A 20,873-nucleotide genomic window follows, 5' to 3' on the forward strand; every position below is an offset into this window, starting at 1 on the left:
CGGGACAATCCGGTGGTGTCCCCGTGGGGCGCCCCCATTGGTGGTTAGGTGTCCCCCATGGATGAACACGACGTCAAGCGAGCGGCTTCCGAGGCGTCCGACCACCCGGCGCTGGAGACCGCGGCCCGGGTGGGCTACGCGACCAGCGGGCTGCTCCACCTCCTCATCGGCTGGATCGCGCTGCAGGTCGCGCTCGGCAAGACCGGTCGCGCCGACCAGAGCGGCGCCCTGTCGTCGCTGGCGGGCAACGGCGCGGGCCAGCTGGCCCTGTGGATCAGCGTGCTGGGGTTCTTCGGGTTGGCGATCTGGCAGGTGGCCGATGCGATCGTCGGGCACCCGGGCGACGACGCCGACGCCTGGGGCGGTCGTGCCAAGGCCGGCGGCAAGGCCGTCCTCTACCTCGTCCTCGCCTGGTCGGCCCTGGGGTTCGCGCGCGGCAAGGAGAGCAACAGCCGCAAGCAGAGCGTCGACTTCACCGCCAGCCTCCTGGAGAAGCCCGGTGGCCGGGTCCTGATCATCATCATCGGCCTCGCCGTCATCGGCGTCGGCATCTACCACGTCTACAAGGGCGCCACGAAGAAGTTCCTCGAGGACCTCGCCGGACACCCCGGCACCTGGGCGACCCGGGCCGGACAGGTCGGCTACATCGCCAAGGGTGTCGCCCTGGTCATCGTCGGGTTCCTCTTCGCCGCCGCCGGGTTCCACAAGAAGGCCAAGGAGGCCAGTGGCCTCGACGGCGCGCTCAAGTCGCTGCGGGACGAGTCCTTCGGGACCACACTGCTCGTCGTCATGGCTCTCGGGTTCGCAGCCTTCGGCGTCTACAGCTTCGCTCGCGCCCGGTACGCCAAGGTCTGACGCGCCAAACCCGTCCGCCACGGCGGACCCACGACCCCCCGCAGAGAACGAGGCCCCCGGCAGTCGCCGGGGGCCTCGTGCGCGGTGCGTCGCAGCGCGGGTCAGTCCTGGGACGGACCGTCGTCCGAGACGTCGCGCAGGAACTGCTCGAACTCCGCACCGATCTCGTCGGCCGACGGCAGCTCGCTCACGTCGGTGGCGAGCAGACTCGGCTTCTGGCGGCCTTCGCTGAAGGTGTCGTACTGGCGCTCGAGGGCCTCGATCACCTGGGTGACCTCTTCGGACCCCTCGACCTCGCGGGCGATCTCCGCCCGGTTGAGACCGGCCTGCGCCATGAGGTCGTCGGTGGGCAGGGACAGGCCTGTGGCACCGGTGATCGCGTTGAGGGCGGTCACGGCACCGTCGGCGAACTCCGCCTGGGCGAGGTAGTGCGGCACGTGGACCGCGAACCCGATCGCGTCGTGACCGGACTCGCCGAGCCGCAGCTCGAGCAGCGACGAGAGGCTGCCCGGCACCTCGATACGACCGAAGGGGTTGTCCTGCGGCGGGACGAGGCGCGGGTCGGTCGCGTGCGACGTCAGGCCGATCGGCCGGGTGTGCGGGACGGCCATGGGGATGCCGTGCGCGGTGACGACGAGGTCGACGCCGAGCAGCACGACGAGCTGGCGGACCGCCTCCGTGACGCGCTCCCACTGGAAGTCCGGCTCGGGCCCGGTGAGCAGCAGGTACGGCGTGCCGTCGCGGTCGGCCAGCCGGTGCAGAGCGAGGCAGGGGTCCTCGTAGCTGAGCCACCGGTTGGTGTCGAACACCATCGTGGGCCGACGGCTGCGGTAGTCGATCAGCTGGTCGGTGTCGAAGGCGGCCACGACCGTCGACTCGGAGGTGGCGAGGAGGTGGTCGGTCAGCAGCCGCTGGGTGTGGCCGGCGTCCATGAAGCCGCCGAGCGCGACGACCATGACGGTGGCACGCAGCTCCTGCGGGTCGGTGTCGGTCTCGAAGTGGTAGAGCTCGGATGGGTTCTGCACGATGACTCCAGCGGTGGGGTTCTCGGGTGGTGCGCCTGCGGTGCGTACCTCCGTGGTCGGTGGTACGTCAGTGCCAACACCTCAGGATGGCAGGGGATTCCGCGCGGCCCGTCCAGGACAGTCCAGGACAGTCCAGGACACGCATCACGGTGCCGGAACAGACCGACCATCACACGGAAACAGATTGCGGGAATGGACCGCCACGGCCTACTGTTCAGATGAAACGAAACAGTTTCGTACCATCGGAGGATAGCAGCAGTGAGCACGACCAGCGCGACCCCCAGCACCGAGGAGCCGGTCCGCACCCGGCCCCGGGTCGAGGGCGAACGCGAGCGCGAGATCCTCGAGGCGACGCTCGAGGCCCTCGTCGAGCACGGCTACGACAAGCTGAGCTTCGACGCGGTCGCGACAGCGGCCAAGGCGTCGAAGGCGACGCTGTACCGCCGCTGGCCGGCCAAGGTCGACCTCGTCCTCGACGCCATGCAGCTCATGCTGGGCGTCGAGGCGGACCGGCACCCCGACACGGGCAGCCTCCGCGGTGACCTCATCGCCCAGGCCTGCGCCAAGGGCGGGTTGTCCGACGACCGCCCGATCAAGGTGTTCGGCTCGCTGATGAACTCCATGCAGCGCGACCCCGAGCTCCACGACGCCATCGTCACGCGCCTCATCGCGCCGAAGATGGCTGCCGCGGTCCGACCCTTCCGTGCTGCCCAGCAGCGCGGTGAGATCGGCGACGACGCCGACCTCGACACGTTGGCACGACTGCTGCCGGCGATCTCCATCCACGAGGCGATGCTGACGGGTTCCCACCCCTCGCAGGACCGCCTCGTCCTCCTGGTGGACAGCGTCGTCCTCCCAGCCTGCGCAGCGACGCTGCACCGCGCCTGACCCTCCATCCACACCGGAACCCGCACACGGCGGCGGGCCCACCTCACCACCTAGGACTCCCATGTCATCCACCTCTGCGGTCGAGCACACCTCGACGCCCGAGGGTGCGGAGCCGTCCAAGGCCCCGCAGCGCCTCGGTCTCGCGCTGACGGTCATCAGTGCGGCCCAGCTCATGGTCGTGCTCGACGGCACCATCGTGAACATCGCCCTCCCCCACCTGCAGACCGACCTGGGGTTCACCCCGGGCAACCTCTCGTGGGTCGTCAACGCCTACACCCTGGCCTTCGGTGGCCTGCTGCTGCTCGGCGGTCGCCTCGGTGACCTTTTCGGCCGACGCAAGGTCTTCATGACCGGTGTCGTCGTCTTCGCGTTCGCCTCCCTCCTCGGCGGCATCGCCCAGACCGAGGGCATCCTCCTCGGCGCGCGGGCGCTCCAGGGTGTCGGTGCGGCCCTCGCCTCACCCACCGCCCTGGCCCTGATCACCACGACCTTCCCCGCAGGCCCGGCGCGCAACCGCGCCATGGGCGTGTATGCCGCGATGTCCGGTGCGGGTGCCGCCATCGGCCTCATCCTCGGTGGCGCTCTCACCGAGGCGTCCTGGCGCTGGACCTTCTTCATCAACGTGCCGATCGGCCTGCTCGTCCTCTTCCTCGCCCCGCGCGTCCTGCGTGAGTCCGAGCGCGGTCGCGGCAGCCTCGACGTCCCCGGTGGCATCACGGGCACGGCCGGCCTGGTCTCCCTCGTCTACGGCCTGACGCACGCCGCCTCCACCTCGTGGACCGACGGTGTCACCATCGGCACCCTGGTCGCCGGCGTCCTGCTGCTCGCACTCTTCCTGGTCATCGAGATCCGCTCCGAGCACCCGCTGCTGCCGATGCGCATCCTGCAGGACCGCACCCGTGGCACGTCGTTCGTCGTCATGCTCGTCGTCGGCGCCGCGATGTTCTCGATGTTCTACTTCCTCGGCCTCTACATCCAGCAGGTGCTCGGGTACTCCCCGCTCAAGGCCGGCTTCGCGTTCCTGCCGTTCTCGTTCGGCATCGTCATCGCGGCCCAGGTCGCCTCGGCCCTCATGACCCGGGTCGACCCCCGCTGGATCGCCGGCACCGGTGCGCTGCTCGCGTCGGGTGCCATGTTCGGGTTCTCCCGCCTCGAGGTCGACAGCTCGTACGCCGGACACCTGCTGCCGTTCATCATCGTGATGGCGTTCGGCATGGGTCTGGTCTTCGTGCCCATGACCCTCACCGCCGTGGCCGGTGTCGCGCAGGAGGACTCGGGCGTCGCGTCCGCCGTCCTCAACACGATGCAGCAGGTCGGTGGCTCCCTGGGCCTGGCGACCCTGAGCACCGTCTTCGCCAGCGCCCTCACCGACCGGGCCGCCGTGCTCGGCGCGGAGCTGCAGACCAAGGCCACCGCCGGTGGCATGACGCCGGAGCAGCTCGCCCAGGCCAAGGCCTTCATCGGACTCCAGGCGCAGACCTACGGTTCGGGCAAGGCCTACCTCGTGGGTGCCGCCATGATCCTCGTCGGTGCCGCCATCACCTTCGCGTTCCTCAACGTCAAGCACGAGAAGCTCTCGACCGAGGGCCACGAGAACGTCCACCTCGCCTGACCGCACCACCAGCCCCCGAGGGGGCACCGTCTCCACGGTTCGGGGGCGCCGGAGTGACCACGAGTCACGCCGGCGCCCCCAAGCTCGTTGAGGAGCAGGTGGTGACCGCGTCGGGTGGTCCCGAACCCGGATCGTTCAGGCGTCGAGGGCCTTGATGGCGGCGCGGATCCGCTTCTCCGAGACGGGGTGTGCCGTGCCGATGCCGTTCGCGAACAGGCTCACCCGCAGCTCCTCCACCATCCACCCCACCGCGCGGACGGGCTCCGAGCGGCGGTCCACGGGCGGCAGGGAGTCCAGCAGGTCGGCATACGCGATCTCCATCCGGTCCACCACCTCCTGGCTCGCGGCGTCGCGGGCCAGGGCAGCAGGCGAGGATGGGGCCTTCTCGAGGCGTTGCGCCATGGCGCGCAGGTAGCGGCGCAGGTGCGGCAGGTGTGCCAGTCCCGTGTCTGCGACGAAGCCTGCATAGACGAGGCTGTCGAGCTGGGCACGGACGTCTGCGACGAGGGCCGCGGTGGTGGGAGCCGTGAGGCGGTCCAGGGCTGCGCGCACCTCGCGGGCCGCCCCGAGCACCGGCTCCACCTCGTCGACGACGAGCAGGACACGGGTGGCGACGTGGGTCCGCACGCTCGCCAGCACCTCCTCGAACGCCTCCGGACTGCGCACCCCTGACGCGGCGCCTGCCCGTTCGGCGACGAGGGCGTCGACGGCGCACGCGAGGCAGTCCTCCAGGAGAGCAGGCACCGAGCCGTGCGGGTTGTCGCCGAGGGTGAGCTTCTGGGTGTTGGAGAGCCGGGCGAGCACCCGCTTCCACGGGGCGGTCGTGTTGAGCAGGAGCAGCCGTCGCACACCGAGGGCCGTGGCGGCCCGGGCCTCACGCTCCCCCGCCAGCACCTGGAGGTCGACGGACTCGCCACGGTCGACCAGCGCCGGGTAGCCCTGGACGACCTGGCCTCCCGAGCGCGTCTCGAACGTCTGCGGCAGCTCGCCGAAGTCCCACCGCTGCAGGCCTTTTCGCTCGACCGAGGCTCCAGCACGCGACATCCGGCGCTGGACCTGGCCGGCGAGCTCGTCCTGGAGCGCCCGCAGGTCCTTGCCACTGCCCAGCACCTTCCCCCGGTCGTCCTCGACGCTGAAGGTGATCCGCAGGTGGTCTGCGACGCGCTCGGCCCCCCAGTCCTCGGCGGGGATGCGCACACCGGTCCGTGCGTGCAGGACGCGGGCCAGCTCCTCGTCCAGGCGACGGCCCCCTCCTGGCTGCACGTCGGCCAGGGCGGCCGCGGCGTGGTCGGGCGCGGGGACGAAGTGACGACGGGTGGCCTTCGGCAGGGCCCGGATCAGCGCGGTGGCCAGGTCGGCGCGCAGTCCCGGGACCTGCCAGTCGAAGCCCTCGTCCTCGACCTGGTTGAGGACCTGGACGGGCAGGTGGACGGTGACGCCGTCGGCGGCGGTACCCGGCTCGAACTGGTAGGTCACCGGGAACTCGAGCCCGCCCTGGCGCCAGGTCCTCGGGTAGTCCTGGGCGGAGACGCCATCGGCCGAGTCACGGGTGAGGAATTCCTCGGTGAACGTCAGCAGGTCGGGCGTCTGCTTGCGCGCATCCTTCCACCAGCGGTCGAAGTGGCGCTGGGAGACGACCTCGGCGGGCACCCGCTGCTCGTAGAACGTGATGAGGTCCTCGTCGTCCACGACGATGTCGCGGCGTCTGGCCCGCTCCTCGAGCTCCGAGAGTCGTTGCAGCAGAGCCTGGTTCGCCCGGAAGAAGGCGTGGTGCGTCTCCCAGTCGCCCTCGACGAGGGCGTGCCGGATGAACAGCTCGCGCGACTCCTCGGGGTTGATGCGGGCGTAGCTGACGGTGCGTGCCGCGACCAGCGGCACGCCGTAGAGCGTGACGCGCTCGGTCGCCTGTGCCGCGCCCTGCTTGCGGGACCACCGGGGCTCGGAGTAGCTGCGCTTGACCAGGTGCGGCGCGAGCCGCTCGGCCCACACGGGGTCGATGCGGGCGTTGGTCCGCGCCCACAGGCGGGTGGTCTCGACGAGCTCGGCCGACATGACGAACGTGGGCTGCCGCCGGAACAGCGTCGACCCCGGCGAGATGCCGAATCGTGCACCACGGGCGCCGAGGTAGTCACGCTTCGCCTCGTCGCGCAGACCGACGTGGGAGAGCAGCCCGGCCAGCAGCGCCTGGTGGATGGTGTCGGCGTTCGGGTCCTCATCCGGCGCCGAGGTCGCCTGCTTCGGGTCGATGCCGACGTCCTGGCAGGCCTTGCGCAGCTGGCTGTGCAGGTCCTGCCACTCGCGCACACGCAGGTAGTGCAGGAACTCGTTCCGGCACATGCGTCGGAAAGCGCTGTGGCTCAACGCCTTCTGCTGGTCCTTGAGGTAGGCCCACAGGTTGAGCAGCGACATGAAGTCGGAGTGCTCGTCCTTGAAGCGCGCGTGCGACTGGTCGGCCTGCGTCTGCTTGTCGGCGGGACGCTCGCGGGGGTCCTGCATGGACAGGGCGGCGACGATGACGAGCACCTCACGGGTGCAGCCGAGCCTGCCGGCCTCGATGAGCATCCGCCCGAGCCGCGGGTCCACGGGGAGCCGGGCCAGCGACCGCCCGTATGGCGTCAGCTGCCGACTTCGTCGCCCCTCACCCTCGGGGTCGAAGGCCTGGAGCTCCTCGAGCAGGCGGACGCCGTCGGCGACCTGACGCGGGTCGGGGGCGTCGACGAACGGGAAGCGCCCGACGTCGCCGAGCCCGAGCGAGGTCATCTGGAGGATGACCGAGGCGAGGCTGGTGCGCTGGATCTCCGGCTCGGTGAACTCGGGACGGCTGTCGTAGTCCTCCTCCGAGTACAGCCGGATGCAGATGCCGTCCGCCACGCGCCCGCACCGGCCGGCACGCTGGTTGGCGCTGGCCTGCGAGACGGGCTCGATCGGGAGGCGCTGGACCTTGGTGCGCTGGCTGTAGCGGGAGATGCGCGCCGTGCCGGCGTCGACGACATACCGGATGCCGGGGACCGTCAGCGACGTCTCGGCGACGTTGGTGGCCAACACGATCCGTCGTCCGGACGCTCGGCCGAACACGCGGTGCTGCTCGGCCGCCGAGAGCCGCGCGTAGAGCGGGAGGACCTCGGTCTGCGGGAGCTTCATCGACGTCAGGGCGTCGGCGGTGTCGCGGATCTCGCGCTCCCCGGACAGGAACACGAGGATGTCGCCCTCGCGGTTCTCGGTCCACAGCTCCTCGACGGCCTCGCAGACACCGGTGACCTGGTCGCGCTCGCTGTCGTCGGGCCGGTCGGGGTCGACAAGCGGTCGGTAGCGCAGCTCGACGGGGTAGGTGCGACCGGAGACCTCGATGATCGGGGCGGGCGTCCCGTCAGCGGAGGCGAAGTGCTCCGCGAACCGCTGCGGGTCGATGGTCGCCGAGGTGATGACGACCTTGAGGTCGGGGCGACGAGGCAGGAGCTGCTTGAGGTAGCCGAGGATGAAGTCGATGTTGAGGCTGCGCTCGTGGGCCTCGTCGATGATGATCGTGTCGTACTTGCGCAGCAGCTTGTCGCGCTGCATCTCGTTGAGCAGGATGCCGTCGGTCATGACCTTGACCAGGGTGCTGTCGCTGCTCTGGTCGGTGAACCGCACCTGGTAGCCGATGGCCGTGCCGAGCTCGACCTCGAGCTCGTCGGCGATGCGCTCGGCCACCGACCTGGCCGCGATCCGCCGCGGCTGGGTGTGGCCTACCAGACCGGCCTGCCCACGACCGACCTCGAGGCAGATCTTGGGGAGCTGGGTCGTCTTCCCCGAGCCCGTCTCCCCCGCCACGATGACGACCTGGTGGTCGCGGATGGCAGCGGCGATGTCGTCCTTGCGTGCGACGACCGGGAGGTTCTCGGGGTAGGTCAGCTCCGGGACCGGTGGCGGCACCCGTACCGGCCGTGGTCTCCTGCTCCCCCGCGTCATGTCCGCCGTGTCCGCGCCACGGTTCGCCCGAGCGGGGCGTCGACCGCGACGGCTGCGTGCGCCACGGGGGGCGCCCTCGCTCACTGCGTCCGCCGTCCGGGCAGCACCGGGCTCGGTGGCGTCGGCGGAGGGCATGCAGGCCAGCATACGGAGGCCGCGCGAGCCCACACCGTGCTGTCCCTGCCCCTCGCGGCGTCGCTTCCGCGGCCTTCGCCTGAGGTCGGGTGGCCGCCACCCAGCAGACGTTGCTGCCCCGCACCCAGGTTGCTCCCTGCCCCGGGTGCAGCAACCCCTGCTGGCAGAGGTTGCTGCACCCGGGGTCTGCGCTCCGGTCAGGCGCCCTTGGCGGCGATGAACCCCTGCTCGAGGTCGGCGACGATGTCGTCGATGTGCTCGATGCCGACGGCGAGGCGCACCAGGCCGGGGGTCACCCCGGCGGCGAGGCGGTCGCTGTCCGGGCCCTGCGAGTGGGTCGTGGACGCCGGGTGGATCGCCAGCGACCGCACGTCACCGATGTTGGCGACGTGGCTGTGCAGCTCCAGCGCCTCGACGAACCGGCGCCCGGCCTCGACCCCGCCGGCGATCTCGAACGCCAGCACCGCACCAGCGCCCCGCGGCGTGTACTTCTTCGCCTTCTCGTAGGACTCGTGGTCCGGCAGCGAGGCCCAGACGACCTTCTCGACCTGCTCGTGCCCCTGGAGGAACTCGGCCACCTTGTGGGTGTTCTCGAGGTGCCGGTCGATGCGGAGGCTGAGGGTCTCGATGCCCTGGGCGATGAGGAACGCGTTGAACGGCGCCACCGACGGGCCGAGGTCGCGCAGCAGCTGCACGCGCGCCTTGAGGATGAAGGCGAGGTTGGCCCCGAGCGGGCTGCCGACGCCGAGGTCGCGGGCGAAGACGAGCCCGTGGTAGCTCTCCTCTGGGGTGTTGTAGTTGGGGAACTTCTCCGGGTCGGCGGCGTAGTCGAACGTGCCACCGTCGACGATCACGCCGGCGATCGACGTGCCGTGGCCGCCCAGGTACTTCGTCGCCGAGTGCACGACGATGTCCGCGCCCCACTCCAGCGGGCGGATGAGGTACGGCGTCGCGATGGTGTTGTCGACGACGAGCGGCACCCCTGCCTCGTGGGCGGCCGCGGCGACGGCCTCGATGTCGAGCACCTCGGACTTGGGGTTGGCGATGGTCTCGCCGAAGAACAGCTTGGTGTTGGGCTGGACGGCGGCCTTCCACGACTCGATGTCGTTGGGGTCGGCGACGAAGCTCACCTGGATGCCGAACTTCGGCAGCGTGTGCTTGAGCAGGTTGTACGTGCCGCCGTAGAGCGACGGGCTGGCGACGACGTGGTCTCCGGCCTCCGCGATGTTGAGGATGGCGAGGGTCTCGGCCGCCTGGCCGGAGGCGACCAGCAGGGCGCCGACACCGCCCTCGAGGGACGCGACGCGCTGCTCCACAGCATCCTGCGTGGGGTTCATGATGCGGGTGTAGATGTTGCCGAACTCCTTGAGCGCGAACAGGTTTGCCGCGTGCTCGGTGTCCTTGAAGACGTAGGACGTCGTCTGGTAGATCGGCAGGGCGCGGGCCCCGGTGGCCGAGTCGGGCTCCTGCCCCACGTGGACCTGGCGGGTCTCGAACGACCAGTTGGCGTTGCTCATGTCAGTGACCTTCACTCTCGGGTGCCGCAGGCGGCGTCGATGTGGTCCGTCACCGAGGGTGGGTGCTGCAGGTCGCCACCGCCGGAGACGGTGCGGGACACGTGGTGGGTCTCCCGCGCTTGCGCACGACAGGTGCCGTGCGCCTGGTCCTCACCCGGGGCACCCCACCGCGGAGGAGGGTTGCCGGCCAGCGAGCCGGGGCTTGGCACTGGCACTCATGACCTACGGGACAAGGGTATGCCGCGTCGTCGCCGACGCGGCATACCCGTCTCTCATCGCGGACCCGGTCCGCTCCTCCCGGAGCGCGCCGGTCCTGCCGCCGTCGGACAACGGTCAGGCCGCGGTCAGGCCGCGGTCAGGCTGCGGCCACCGCCGGTCAGGGCAGCATCCAGCCGAGCACCGAGGTGGACTGGAGGAACACGATGACGCACATGAACGCGAGGAAGCCCAGGCTCCACCCGACGACCTTGCGGAACAGGTCGCCCTCGCGGCCGGACAGACCGACCGCGGCGGCGGCGATGGCGAGGTTCTGCGGCGAGATCATCTTGCCGAGGACACCACCGGAGGAGTTCGCCGCGGCCATCAGCGCAGGGCTGAGTCCGACGTCCTTGGCCGCCGAGACCTGGAGGGCACCGAAGAGGGAGTTCGACGAGGTGTCGGACCCGGTCACCGCGACCCCCAGCCAGCCGAGGATCGGCGAGAGGATCGCGAACGCCGCTCCCGCACCGGCCATCCACGAGCCGAGCGTCGCGGTCTGACCCGAGGCGTTCATGACGTAGGCGAGGCCGAGGACCGCCATCACCGTGAGGATCGCCGACGCGAGCTGCCTGTACGTCGCGCCGTAGGCCTTGAGCGCCTTGGCCGGCGAGATGCCGATCGCCGGGATCGTGAACAGTCCGGCGATGAGCATCAGGGTGCCGGCGGCACTGAGCCAGTTGAGCTTAAACGTCGGCAGCGTCGACTCCTTGCCCGCAGCCGTCTGGAGGCCGTCGAGGCCGGGCCACGCGAACGACCGTGTGGGGGCGTCCAGCGCTCCCTTGATGCCGGGCAGCTGGGCGACGATGAACAGCGCGATGATGATGAGGTAGGGCGCGTAGGCCTTGACCACCTCGCCGGTGCTGTCGACCTTCCCGGCGTCGCGGGCCGCAAGGTCGTTGACCGTCGTCGAGGGCACGGGCTCGTCGTGCCGACGGGACTCACCGCGGCGCGTGGACGCCGAGCCGGTGGAGCGGGAGGACCCACCGGAGGACGACGCACTGCTGCGGGCACCGACGAGCTCGTCCTTGTCGGTCTCGGTCTCGACGTAGGTGTCCGACGGCTGCCACACGCGCAGCAGGATCACGACCGAGAGCGCACCCACGAGGGCGGCGACGATGTCGGTCAGCTGGGTCGAGAGGTAGTTGCTCGTCGCAAACTGCGCCACGGCGAAGGCGATGCCGCACGTGAGGGTCGCCGGCAGGGTGGCGCGGACGCCCTTGCCCTTGTCGACGATGTAGACCAGGGCCATCGGCACGAACACCCCGAGCAGCGGTGTCTGGCGCCCGACGATCTGCGACAGCACCTTCTCCGACTCACCGCTGACGGTGGCCAGCGTGGTGATCGGCACGGCCAGCGCCCCGAACGCAACCGGCGCCGTGTTGGCGACCAGGGCCACGACGGCAGCCTTCATCGGCCGGAAGCCCAGCGCGATGAGCATGACGCTGGTGATGGCGACGGGGGTGCCGAACCCGGCCAGCGCCTCGAGCAGCGCACCGAAGCAGAATGCGATGATCACGGCCTGGATCCGCTGGTCGTCGCTCACCTTGGCGAACGAGCGCCGCAGCACGTCGAAGTGCCCCGTCTCGACGGTCATGTTGTAGACCCAGATCGCGTTGATGACGATCCACAGGATCGGGAAGAAGCCGAACGCAGCGCCCTCCACCCCCGCGGACAGGGCCGGTCCGACCGGCATGGAGTAGGCAGCCAGGGCCACGACGAGCGAGACCGCCAGCGAGATCAGGGCGGCCTTCCACGCGGCCAGGCGCAGCACGCCGAGCAGGACGAACAGGGTCAGCAGGGGCAGCATCGCCACGAGGGCGGTGATGGTCAGTGAGCCGGCGACGGCATCGAGTTCCGGTCTGTACACGTGGTCACCTCGTTGTGAGACATGTCGTTGTGCGACATCGGGATTCGGGAGTTCGTGCGTCTAGGGCGTCGGCGACCCCCCGGTGCTGCGCGTGGCGCCGGGGACCCCGAGGTCGGACGGCTGCCGTCCCCGCAGGGACGCGTCGAGGACCTCGATGGTGTGGGCCAGCGGCATGGGGGTGCCGGCCCGCTCGAGGGAGGAGTGGATCTGCATGAGGCAGCCGGGGTTGGCGGTGACGAGGAGCTGGGCGCCGGTGCGCTGCACGTTCGCCGCCTTGAGGTCACCGAGCTCGCGCGCCGTGCCGGGGTTGAGCAGGTTGTAGATCCCCGCGCTGCCGCAGCACAGCGACCCGTCCGGGACCTCCCGCACCTCCAGCCCCGGTATGGCGCCGAGCAGCTGACGGGGCTGGCTGCGGATCCCCTGGGCGTGGCCGAGGTGGCAGGCGTCGTGGTAGGCCACGCTCACCTCGAGCGGGTGCCGTGTGGCGACGGGCTCGACCTCGGCGAGGAACTCGCTGACGTCGCGCACCTTCTCCTCGAACGCCTCCGCGCGGGCGGCGTAGGCGGGGTCGTCGGCCAGCAGCGCGGCATACTCCTTCATGGAGGAGCCGCACCCCGCCGAGTTGACCACGACGTGCTCGACCCCCGCTGACTCGAAGGTGTCGATGAGGCGCCTGGCGAAGCGGGCCGCCTCGGGCTCGCGCCCGTTGTGCGCGGAGAGGGCGCCGCAGCAGCCCTGGCTCGCGGGGGCCAGCACGTCGAAACCCTCGGCCGCCAGCACCCGCGCGGTGGCGGCGTTGACCCCGGGGAAGAACTCACGCTGCACGCACCCGAGCAGCAGGCCGACGGTGCCGCGCCTGGGCCCGGCGGCCCGCGTGACCTCGGGGACGGGCTCGGCGGCACCCAGCGGCGGCGCCAACGACTCCATCGCAGCCAGGTGCGGTGAGATCCGTTGCAGCACACCGCTCTTGCGCAGCAGCCGGGACAGGCCGGAGCGCTGGTGCAGCCGCAAGGGTCCCCGCAGGGCACGCAGGCGACGCGGGTAGGGGAAGAAGGCGAAGATGGCCGACCGCAGGAGGCGCTGAGCCGGCGGCCGGCTGGTGTTCCGCTCGACCTGGGCACGGGTGGCGGTGATGAGCTCGTCGTACTGGACGCCCGAAGGGCAGGCGGTCACGCACCCCATGCAGCCGAGGCAGGCGTCGAAGTGCCCCGCCACCTCTTGGGTCAGCGGCTCACCCTCGCGCACCTGCGACATGAGGTGGATGCGGCCCCGCGGCGAGTCCATCTCCTCCCCCCACAGGACGTAGGTGGGACAGCTCGGCAGGCAGAACCCACAGTGCACGCAGTCGGCGAGCAGCTCTGCGGACGGTGGACGGTGGGCGTCGAACGCCCCGTGGGCCTGCGGGTCGACGGGGCCGCCGCCACCGGCGGGGCGTGCGGTGCTGGTCATCAGATGCCTCCTACGAAGCGGCCGGGGGCGAGGGTGCCTTCGGGGTCGAAGCGCGCCTTGACCGAGCGCATGAGGTCGAGGGCCGTGGCTGGTCCCCACACGTCGACCCGGGCCCGGACGTCGTCCGGCGCCTCGAGGACCACGGCCGCGCCACCGACCGCCGCGGCTGCGGCGCGCAGCCCCTCGGTCGCCGCGACGACGGCATCGACCTCACCCACGAGCAGGGCGCAGCCGACACCGACGGCGGGCGAGCCGCGGTAGGCGGCGCTGACCCCGGGGGCCTCGGACAGCGACGTGATCGACCCGAGCAGCGGGCCGGTCCCGGCGATCTCGTGGGTGGTGCGGACGAGGGTGCGTCCGGCGCCGTCAGCATGGAGGTCGGCAGCGCCGAGGTCGGTCCCCCACCAGTCGGGGGCGTGGTCGTCGACGCGGGCACCGTCCCCCAGACCTCGCGCCACGGTCTCGGCGCAGTCCTCCGTGGCGTCCGCGTGCCCCTCGAGCAGGGCACTCACCTCGCCGCGGCCCTCGGCCCAGTCCACCTCGACGGCGACCGGCGCCTGCTGGCTGTGGGCGAGCTCCTGCACGGCGGCCTGGGCCTGCTCCGGTCCGTCGACCGCGAGGGTCACCCAGCGTCGGGCGGGGGGCACCGGGTGCAGGCGGAACGCGACCTCGGTGATGACGCCGAGGGTGCCGAAGGACCCCGTGAGCAGCTTCGCGAGGTCGTAGCCCGCGACGTTCTTGACGACCTTGCCACCGCTCTTGGCGACGACGCCGTCAGCCCGGACCAGCGTCATGCCGATCACGAGGTCGCGAACTGCCCCGTGCCGCAACCGCATCGGCCCGCTCGTGCCGGTGGCGACGGTGCCACCGATGGTGCCGCTGCGGGTCGGGTCGATGCCGAGGCGCTGGCCGGAGCCGGCGACATCGTCCTGCAACGCGGTCAGCCGGCGACCGGCGCCGGTGACGAGGATGAGGTCGCCGGCCGCGTGCTCGACGAGCGTGTCGAGGCGGGTGGTGTCGAGGACGACGTCGAGCCGGCGCGGGGGGTTGCCCCAGCCCAGCTTGCTCCCGGTGCCGCGAGGGACGACAGCCAGCCCGTCGGCAGTGGCCGCGGCCATGACGGCCGACACCTGCGCGGTGGTGCCGGGCGACGCGACCCAGCGCGGCGCCATACCGAGGACGGCGTCGTCGTCCGATGCCTCGGTGAGGTACCCGTCGCAGGCGCGCAGCAGCGCCTCGGGTGCGGCGGCCATCAGAACACCTCCGCCACGCCGGACTCGGCGAGCGGGTGGACACCCTGGTGGCGGCCGGGGCGTTCGCCGCACAGGCGCGGCGTCGGGAAGATCTTGCCGGGGTTCGAGATCGAGTCGGGGTCGAACGCGCACCGCACGAGCTGCATGGTGTCGAGGTCGTCGTCGGTGAACATGCGCGGCATGAACTTCGCCTTGTCACTGCCGACCCCGTGCTCGCCGGTGATGGAGCCGCCGTGCTCGATGCACAGGTCGAGGATGGCGCCGGACACCTCCTCGGCCCGTTCCCCCTCGCCCGGCCTGGACTCGTCGAACAGCACGAGCGGGTGCAGGTTGCCGTCGCCGGCGTGGAAGACGTTGGCGACGCGCACGCCGGAATCTGTTGACAGCGCTGCGATCTGGCGCAGCACCTCGGGCAGGGCGGTCCGTGGGATGACGCCGTCCTGGACGATGTAGTCGGGGCTGATCCGGCCCACGGCGGCGAACGCGGACTTGCGGCCCTTCCAGAACAGCGCGCGCTCCGCGTCGTCGGCGGCGATGCGGATCTCGAAGGCGTCGGCCTCCCGGCAGTGCCGCTCGACCTCGGCGAAGACGTGCTGGACATCAGCGGCCGGGCCGTCGATCTCGACGATGAGGACGGCGCCGGCGCCCGCGGGGTAGTCGCAGTGGACGGCTTCCTCCGCGGCCTCGATCGCGAGTGCGTCCATCATCTCGATCGCCGCCGGGATGACCCCGGCGCCGATGATGGCCGACACGGCAGCCCCGGCCTGGTCGGTCGACGCGAACGCCGCGAGGAGGGTGCTGACGTCCTCCGGGGTGCGGGTGAGCCGCACGGTGACCTGGGTGGCGACGCCGAGAGTTCCCTCGGAGCCGACGACCGCCCCGAGCAGGTCGTAGCCGGTCGGGTCGGGGGCCTTCCCGCCGAGGACGACGACGTCGCCCCGGGGGGTGACGAACTCGAGCCCCGTGACGTGGTTGGTGGTGAAGCCGTACTTCAGGCAGTGCGCTCCCCCGGAGTTCTCCGCGACGTTGCCGCCGATCGAGCAGACCTGCTGGCTGGACGGGTCCGGCGCGTAGTAGTAGCCCTCGGAGCGGGTGGTGTCGCTCAGCTGGAGGTTGATCACCCCGGGCTCGACGACCGCCCGCTGGTTGGCGCGGTCGACCTCGAGGATCTGGCGCATCCGGCTGAGGACGATGAGCACCCCGTCGGCGTGCGGCAGGGCCCCACCGGACAGACCGGTGCCGGAGCCGCGGGCGACGAAGGGGATGCCCTCACGCGCGCACTCGGTGACGGCGGCAGCCACGTGGACGGTGGTCTCGGCCAGCACCACCAGGGCGGGGACGACCTTGTAGTGGGTCAGCCCGTCGCACTCGTAGGTGCGCAGCTGCTGGCGGTCGGTGATGACGGCGTGCTCGCCCACGAGGGCGCGCAGCCGTCGAGCAAGGACATCGGTGTCCATGGGGGTGCCTCACGATTCCACATAGCGGAAAACGGCTTCTGCACCACGGAGCCTATTTCCGGCATACGGGACAGGTCAACGGTGCCGGTCCCCACTCTGGCGCAGGTCGGCCTCCTCGCGCGCGTCGAGCTGCCTCCCGCGCACCCGCCCGGTCTGGTCCAGCCCGGCGGCCGTGCCATCGGCGACCAGCCCCGCGCCGTACCAGCGTGCGGAGGCGCCCTTCGCGCCGAGGACCACGGCGAGGTCATCGACCCACCGGGCTCGGGCCCACTGGACCGCGCGGACCTCGGTCTGCTCGCGCACCCACGGGCGCAGGGCCGTCGCCGACCGGGGTGGCGGAGTCCACCGCGGCGCCGGCGTCTTCGCCGGGAGGGCGACGATCCGGACCTGCTTCGCGGCCGTGGCGCGGCTGCCCAGCACTCCGGTCGCGATCCGGTCACGCGCCGTCAGCCGCAGCTCCCGGCGGGCGGACCGGGAGGTGGCCGCAGCCACTGCAGGCGCGTTCGTCGCCCGCCCACCGGCCTTGAGGACCGAGCCCAGCCCGCCCGTGGCCGCCGAGCCGGCCGCCAGGGCCAGGCTCACGACGTCGCCGTCGCCGTAGGCCGCCAGCACGACGGCGTCGGCCGTGACGCCGACCCCTCCGGCCACCCCTGACACCACCCCCAGCGGTCGCAGGGCCGGGACCAGGGACGCGTAGCCCGCCGCCTCCGACACCTCGCCCGCGACGCGGCCCGTCCCCGTCAGGACGTCGTACGCGCGGCTGTCCGCGAGCCCGTCGTCGAGCAGTCCGCGCAGCACTGCCGCGCAGGCCCGATCGGCGACGCCGAACGCGTCCCTGGCGTCTGCGTGCCTGCGCACCGCCAGCTGGACGCGCTCACCGTGGGCCACCATCTCGGCGCGGTGCCGACCGGCGAGGGCTCGCTGCGCGGGGTCGGCGCTGCCCTCGGCGATCCCCATCTGCTCCCCGGCCGCCAGGAAGGGTCCCCACGACTGCTCGTGCACCCGCTGGGCCCAGGCCACCTGGGCCTGCGCCTCCTGGAGGGCCTCGGCGAGCGTGCGCAGTGCGGCGGCGGCCACGCCGTACCGGCGGGACACCCGCTCGACGACTTGAGGCACGGCTCCTGCGCGCTGCGCTAACGCCTGCCCCGACGGGCTCGCCCACACCGTGATCGACGGGTCGGCGAGCCCGCGGACGGTGCGCGCCAGGGAGGCGAGGAGGTCCGCCTCGGCGCCGAGCCCCGCCGCGACCCGCCGCACCTCCCCGGGGTCGCCGCTGATCGGCGCCAGCACGACGCCTCCCCCGAGGTCGCTCACGAGACGGCGCTCACGAGACGGCGCTCACGATGGTGCTCCGGGGCCGAACCTGCCCCCGACCTGCTGCTCGACCTCGACGTACAGCGCCCCCGCGTGGCGGGCAGCCTTCCCCAGCTCGTCCAGCGCCCGACCGAGCACGAGCCGCTGGTGCTCGAAGTCCCCGAGCACCTCCGTGAGCGCTGCCGCGCTGTGGCCGGGGCCCAGTGACCACGACGCGTCGGCCGCGGCGGCGGCGTGCCACTGGAGGTCGGTGGCGACGAGGGACAGCGCCACCCCGAGCGCGGCGACCGCACCGGGCTGCACCTCGATCCGTGATGTGCTCGAACCCGTGGGCATGCTCCGAGGCTAGGACGGGTGCGGGACCTTGCCCGCCCGTTGTCCACAGGTCCCGGTCGTGCGCCGGTCGGGACGGCGTGCTTGCATGGCTCCATGACGATTCAGGGTGAGTACGTCCCCAGTCCCACCGCGTGGGTCCGCGAGCAGGTCGAGAAGATCGAGGAGACCGGCACGACCCGCTCGGTGAGCGTGCAGGACCGCGAGGTGGTCATGCTGACGATGCTCGGGGTGTCCGGCAAGGTCCGCAAGGTGCCGTTGATGCGTGTCGAGCACGACGGTGTGTATGCCGCCGTGGCCAGCAAGGGCGGGGCCCCCGAGCACCCGGCGTGGTACGCCAACGTGCGCAAGAACCCTGTCCTGGACCTCCAGGACGACGACCGCACGTGGACCGTCCGGGCCCGCGAGATCGAGGGCACCGAGCGCGAGCAGTGGTGGGAGCGGTGCGTCGCAGCCTTCCCGCCCTACGCCGAGTACCAGGTCAAGACCGACCGCCTCATCCCCGTGCTGCTGCTCGAGCCCTACGAGGGCTGAGCCGGTCCGGTGGTGTTGCGGCTCACTGGCTGCGTCGCAGTCCGACGCAGCCAGTAGAGGCCGAGCACGGGCAGCACCAGCGGCACGTAGCCGTACCCCGACCCGAAGTGCGACCACACCGTCTTGTCCGGGAAGGCCTCCTCGGCGACGAAGGACGCGAGCCCGACCACGAGCACGCCCACGAGCTCGACGGTGATGGCGGCCGTCGCCACCCGCCGGGAGGTGCGGTCGCCCCGGGCCAGGGCCACCGTGGCGACGAGGTAGATCACGGCGGCGACGGCCGACAGGACGTAGGCCAGCGGCGCCCGTGAGAAGTACTCGGTGATCTGCAGGACGGAGCGACCGGTCGCAGCCAGGGCGAGCAGCCCGTACACGGCGACCAGGACGATGCCCGGGCCCGAACGGGTCGAGCGGGGCGCGTCAGCCATCGAGGTTCCAGATCTGGTGCAGGCGGGCGGTCATGACCGCGACGGCGAAGGCCGCGACGGCGACGACCCCCATGGTCCAGCGGGTCTTGTCCTTGAGGGCGAGGAACACTGCCGCGGGGGGCAGGAACGGCAACGTGATCGCGTAGGCCGCGAACGTCGCCGTCTCGGCGTCGTCGCCGGGCACGCTGCCGAGGCGGGCGAGCGCCACCCCGGCCTGGACGAGCAGCCCGAGCTCGAGGACCGCCGCAACGAGCAGGAGGCGGTCGTCGACCAGACGCGTGCGCGCGGCATACACGCCCGCGACCGCGAGCAGGGCCACCGCGGTGACGAGGACGACCACGGTCAGGGGGAAGAGCACGCGGGAAGCCTACGCGAGCACGACCCCGGCGGATCGACGGCTCAGCCGACGGGGGTGACGTCGGTCGTCGAAGTGGGGCCCGGCGCCGTCGTGGTGGTGGCCGTCCCCTCGTCGACGGTCGGTGCCTTGGTCTTCGTCGTCCCGCCGCCGGGGGCCTTGGTGCGGGTGGACTTGGTCGACGGAGCCTTGGTGCGGGTCGCCTGGGGCGCCGGGGCGGCAGGCGCCTTGGTGACGGTGGAGGAGGACGGGGTGCGCGTCGGCGAGCCCGTGCCCTTCGGGGTCGAACCCGTCTTGGTGGGCGTCGTCGCGGCCGGCGTCTTCGTCGGCTTCCCGACACTCTTGGTCGGCTTGGGGACCTGCGCGGTGGGCTGGACCGCAGGGTTGCCGGCCACGGTGGCGCAGTAGGAGTCGACCTTGCCTTCTCCCCCGGCGGCGGCGGCGAGGTTGCGGAAGGCGACCGACCGGTCGCGGGACAGGCCCTTGGCACGGTCGCTGCTCCAGGCTCGGCACTGCCCCGCGTCGGAGCTCGAGTCGGCCTTGGGGCCGACGCCGGCGCCACCCTCGCTCGCACGGCCCGACGCGGTCGGCGAGCCCGGGGCCTTCTTGACCGACGACGTGGTCGATGGCGGAGCCGGGGCCCCGATGGCGTCGGACATGACCTGCTGGATCCCGCTGGGGAGCGCGCCGACGTACGCCGCAGCGCTGAGGCCACCGAGCGACATGATCGATGCGGAGACCGCGGCGATGCCGAGCAACGCCGTGCGTGAGCGGCCGGCGGCGTTGGCGATCCCCCGGTGGTGGCGACCGTCCCCACGACGTGAGGGGGCGTTGCCGACGGTGACGACACGGGTACGGGGTACGGACCAGGACGGCGGCCTCGGGATGCTGCGGAAGGCACCGAGCGCGACCCGCTCGTCGGCGAGCTCAGCGGGCGTGGCGGGGGCGTCGAGCGACCAGGCGATGAGCTCTGCATCGGCGCCGAGCCGTTCCAGGGCACGGGTTTCCGAGCGACGGACGGTCTCGGCGTCGGAGCCCACGATGTCGGAGACGAGGTGGACGGGAAGCCGTCCGGCGAGCCGCAGCACGAGGATCTCGCCCTGCCCCAGGGGCAGCGCCCGCAGGGCGGTGACCGTGTCGCCGAGGCCCCGGTGCTCGGGATCGATGTCCGGAGTCGAGTCGAGGAGGGCGTCGATGTCGAGCTCGTCGTCCTCCGTGCGCGACCTGCTCGCCATCGTCGCGGCCGTCGCGGCGCTGGCCGCCGAGGCGGCGGACGACGCCGCGGAGGCGACCGAGAAGGCTCGGCGGTCGATGGGGGTGACGGTCGCCCAGCGCTGGCGCTCGGTCCCCTGCTCCGCGCGCTGGCGCGCACAGGCGAGGAGCCAGACGCGCCATGCCGACTCGTCGCCGGAGAAGCCGGCCAGGCCGCGGACCGCGGTGATCCACCCCTCGCAGGCGGCGTCGTACGGGTCGTCCGCGTCGATGACGCGCAGGTAGCGGACCATCAGGGGGTTGGCGTCGCGCCAGAGCCGGGTGAACGCCTGCTCGTCCCCGGCTTGGGCTTCTCTGAACGTTCCCGTGAACGCGCTCCCCAGCACGTCACCAGTATCGGGCCGATCGTCGGCTGCCGGGGTCATCCGTTCGG

Annotated in this window: 16 protein-coding genes and 1 riboswitch; of the genes, 4 read left to right on the forward strand and 12 right to left on the reverse strand. The window is 71.8% G+C overall.

What is annotated here, in order from left to right; all coding sequences use genetic code 11:
- Nucleotides 1-57: 57 nt before the first annotated feature.
- Nucleotides 58-855 carry a DUF1206 domain-containing protein gene (locus ABD286_RS03825; RefSeq protein ID WP_344190432.1) on the forward strand — a complete coding sequence of 266 codons (798 nt, stop codon included), beginning with the start codon at nucleotides 58-60 and terminating at the stop codon, nucleotides 853-855.
- A gap of 101 nt (nucleotides 856-956) precedes the next feature.
- On the opposite strand, the gene ABD286_RS03830 is transcribed toward ABD286_RS03825, so the two are convergent.
- Nucleotides 957-1,880, reverse strand: a complete 924-nt coding sequence (locus ABD286_RS03830) for a PAC2 family protein (protein ID WP_344190434.1) — start codon at nucleotides 1,878-1,880, stop codon at nucleotides 957-959.
- A gap of 258 nt (nucleotides 1,881-2,138) precedes the next feature.
- Here ABD286_RS03830 and ABD286_RS03835 point away from each other — a divergent pair, with 258 nt between their 5' ends.
- Both ABD286_RS03835 and ABD286_RS03840 read left to right on the forward strand, forming a co-directional pair.
- Nucleotides 2,139-2,768: a TetR-like C-terminal domain-containing protein gene (locus ABD286_RS03835; RefSeq protein WP_344190436.1), complete on the forward strand. Its 630-nt coding sequence runs from the start codon at nucleotides 2,139-2,141 to the stop codon at nucleotides 2,766-2,768.
- 61 nt (nucleotides 2,769-2,829) lie between these two features.
- Nucleotides 2,830-4,380, forward strand: a complete 1,551-nt coding sequence (locus ABD286_RS03840; RefSeq protein ID WP_344190438.1) for an MFS transporter — start codon at nucleotides 2,830-2,832, stop codon at nucleotides 4,378-4,380.
- A gap of 135 nt (nucleotides 4,381-4,515) precedes the next feature.
- On the opposite strand, the gene hrpA is transcribed toward ABD286_RS03840, so the two are convergent.
- The 8 genes from hrpA to ABD286_RS03880 form a co-directional block, all read right to left on the reverse strand.
- Nucleotides 4,516-8,463, reverse strand: coding sequence for an ATP-dependent RNA helicase HrpA (gene hrpA / locus ABD286_RS03845; RefSeq protein ID WP_425565311.1), 3,948 nt, complete (start codon nucleotides 8,461-8,463; stop codon nucleotides 4,516-4,518).
- A 197-nt stretch (nucleotides 8,464-8,660) separates the two neighbouring features.
- Complete coding sequence (locus ABD286_RS03850; RefSeq protein WP_344190440.1) at nucleotides 8,661-9,980, reverse strand: bifunctional o-acetylhomoserine/o-acetylserine sulfhydrylase; 1,320 nt, start codon at nucleotides 9,978-9,980, stop codon at nucleotides 8,661-8,663.
- 110 nt (nucleotides 9,981-10,090) lie between these two features.
- Nucleotides 10,091-10,203, reverse strand: a riboswitch (SAM riboswitch).
- Between the two features lie 153 nt (nucleotides 10,204-10,356).
- A complete protein-coding gene (locus tag ABD286_RS03855) occupies nucleotides 10,357-12,105 on the reverse strand; it encodes an L-lactate permease (RefSeq protein ID WP_344190442.1) in 1,749 nt (582 codons plus the stop codon).
- 60 nt (nucleotides 12,106-12,165) lie between these two features.
- Nucleotides 12,166-13,554, reverse strand: coding sequence for a (Fe-S)-binding protein (locus ABD286_RS03860; RefSeq protein ID WP_344190444.1), 1,389 nt, complete (start codon nucleotides 13,552-13,554; stop codon nucleotides 12,166-12,168).
- Nucleotides 13,554-14,807, reverse strand: coding sequence for an FAD-binding oxidoreductase (locus ABD286_RS03865; RefSeq protein WP_344190446.1), 1,254 nt, complete (start codon nucleotides 14,805-14,807; stop codon nucleotides 13,554-13,556). Before ABD286_RS03865 ends, ABD286_RS03860 begins: the two co-directional genes overlap by 1 nt.
- Nucleotides 14,807-16,264 (reverse strand): FAD-linked oxidase C-terminal domain-containing protein, encoded by a 1,458-nt coding sequence (locus ABD286_RS03870; protein WP_344190448.1) that lies wholly within the window; start codon nucleotides 16,262-16,264, stop codon nucleotides 14,807-14,809. The genes ABD286_RS03865 and ABD286_RS03870 overlap by 1 nt, the downstream gene beginning before the upstream one ends.
- Nucleotides 16,265-16,339: 75 nt before the next feature.
- Nucleotides 16,340-17,578, reverse strand: a complete 1,239-nt coding sequence (locus ABD286_RS03875) for a hypothetical protein (protein WP_344190450.1) — start codon at nucleotides 17,576-17,578, stop codon at nucleotides 16,340-16,342.
- A 24-nt stretch (nucleotides 17,579-17,602) separates the two neighbouring features.
- Nucleotides 17,603-17,914 carry a hypothetical protein gene (locus ABD286_RS03880; RefSeq protein ID WP_344190452.1) on the reverse strand — a complete coding sequence of 104 codons (312 nt, stop codon included), beginning with the start codon at nucleotides 17,912-17,914 and terminating at the stop codon, nucleotides 17,603-17,605.
- A 93-nt stretch (nucleotides 17,915-18,007) separates the two neighbouring features.
- On the opposite strand from ABD286_RS03880, the gene ABD286_RS03885 reads away from it, so the two are divergent.
- The gene (locus tag ABD286_RS03885) at nucleotides 18,008-18,445 is read left to right on the forward strand and encodes a nitroreductase family deazaflavin-dependent oxidoreductase (protein WP_344190454.1); all 438 of its coding nucleotides are present in this window, start codon (nucleotides 18,008-18,010) and stop codon (nucleotides 18,443-18,445) included.
- On the opposite strand, the gene ABD286_RS03890 is transcribed toward ABD286_RS03885, so the two are convergent.
- Genes ABD286_RS03890 through ABD286_RS03900 form a run of 3 tightly spaced genes read right to left on the reverse strand, consistent with a single transcriptional unit; the run spans nucleotide 18,433 to nucleotide 20,826 of the window.
- A complete protein-coding gene (locus tag ABD286_RS03890) occupies nucleotides 18,433-18,873 on the reverse strand; it encodes a hypothetical protein (RefSeq protein WP_344190456.1) in 441 nt (146 codons plus the stop codon). The genes ABD286_RS03885 and ABD286_RS03890 overlap by 13 nt on opposite strands.
- Nucleotides 18,866-19,231, reverse strand: coding sequence for a hypothetical protein (locus ABD286_RS03895; RefSeq protein WP_344190458.1), 366 nt, complete (start codon nucleotides 19,229-19,231; stop codon nucleotides 18,866-18,868). Before ABD286_RS03895 ends, ABD286_RS03890 begins: the two co-directional genes overlap by 8 nt.
- Nucleotides 19,232-19,272: 41 nt before the next feature.
- Nucleotides 19,273-20,826: an RNA polymerase sigma factor gene (locus tag ABD286_RS03900; protein ID WP_344190460.1), complete on the reverse strand. Its 1,554-nt coding sequence runs from the start codon at nucleotides 20,824-20,826 to the stop codon at nucleotides 19,273-19,275.
- Between the last annotated feature and the right edge of the window lie 47 nt (nucleotides 20,827-20,873).

This window comes from Pedococcus aerophilus, assembly GCF_039532215.1.
Classification (GTDB): domain Bacteria; phylum Actinomycetota; class Actinomycetes; order Actinomycetales; family Dermatophilaceae; genus Pedococcus; species Pedococcus aerophilus.

Bases quoted from the DNA above. Each gene is read 5' to 3' on its own strand.
- ABD286_RS03870 (WP_344190448.1), bottom strand. From the start codon at position 16,264: ATGGACACCGATGTCCTTGCTCGACGGCTGCGCGCCCTCGTGGGCGAG.
- ABD286_RS03880 (WP_344190452.1), bottom strand. From the start codon at position 17,914: ATGCCCACGGGTTCGAGCACATCACGGATCGAGGTGCAGCCCGGTGCG.
- ABD286_RS03850 (WP_344190440.1), bottom strand. From the start codon at position 9,980: ATGAGCAACGCCAACTGGTCGTTCGAGACCCGCCAGGTCCACGTGGGG.
- ABD286_RS03885 (WP_344190454.1), top strand. From the start codon at position 18,008: ATGACGATTCAGGGTGAGTACGTCCCCAGTCCCACCGCGTGGGTCCGC.
- ABD286_RS03890 (WP_344190456.1), bottom strand. From the start codon at position 18,873: ATGGCTGACGCGCCCCGCTCGACCCGTTCGGGCCCGGGCATCGTCCTG.
- hrpA (WP_425565311.1), bottom strand. From the start codon at position 8,463: ATGCCCTCCGCCGACGCCACCGAGCCCGGTGCTGCCCGGACGGCGGAC.
- ABD286_RS03840 (WP_344190438.1), top strand. From the start codon at position 2,830: ATGTCATCCACCTCTGCGGTCGAGCACACCTCGACGCCCGAGGGTGCG.
- ABD286_RS03860 (WP_344190444.1), bottom strand. From the start codon at position 13,554: ATGACCAGCACCGCACGCCCCGCCGGTGGCGGCGGCCCCGTCGACCCG.
- ABD286_RS03825 (WP_344190432.1), top strand. From the start codon at position 58: ATGGATGAACACGACGTCAAGCGAGCGGCTTCCGAGGCGTCCGACCAC.
- ABD286_RS03865 (WP_344190446.1), bottom strand. From the start codon at position 14,807: ATGGCCGCCGCACCCGAGGCGCTGCTGCGCGCCTGCGACGGGTACCTC.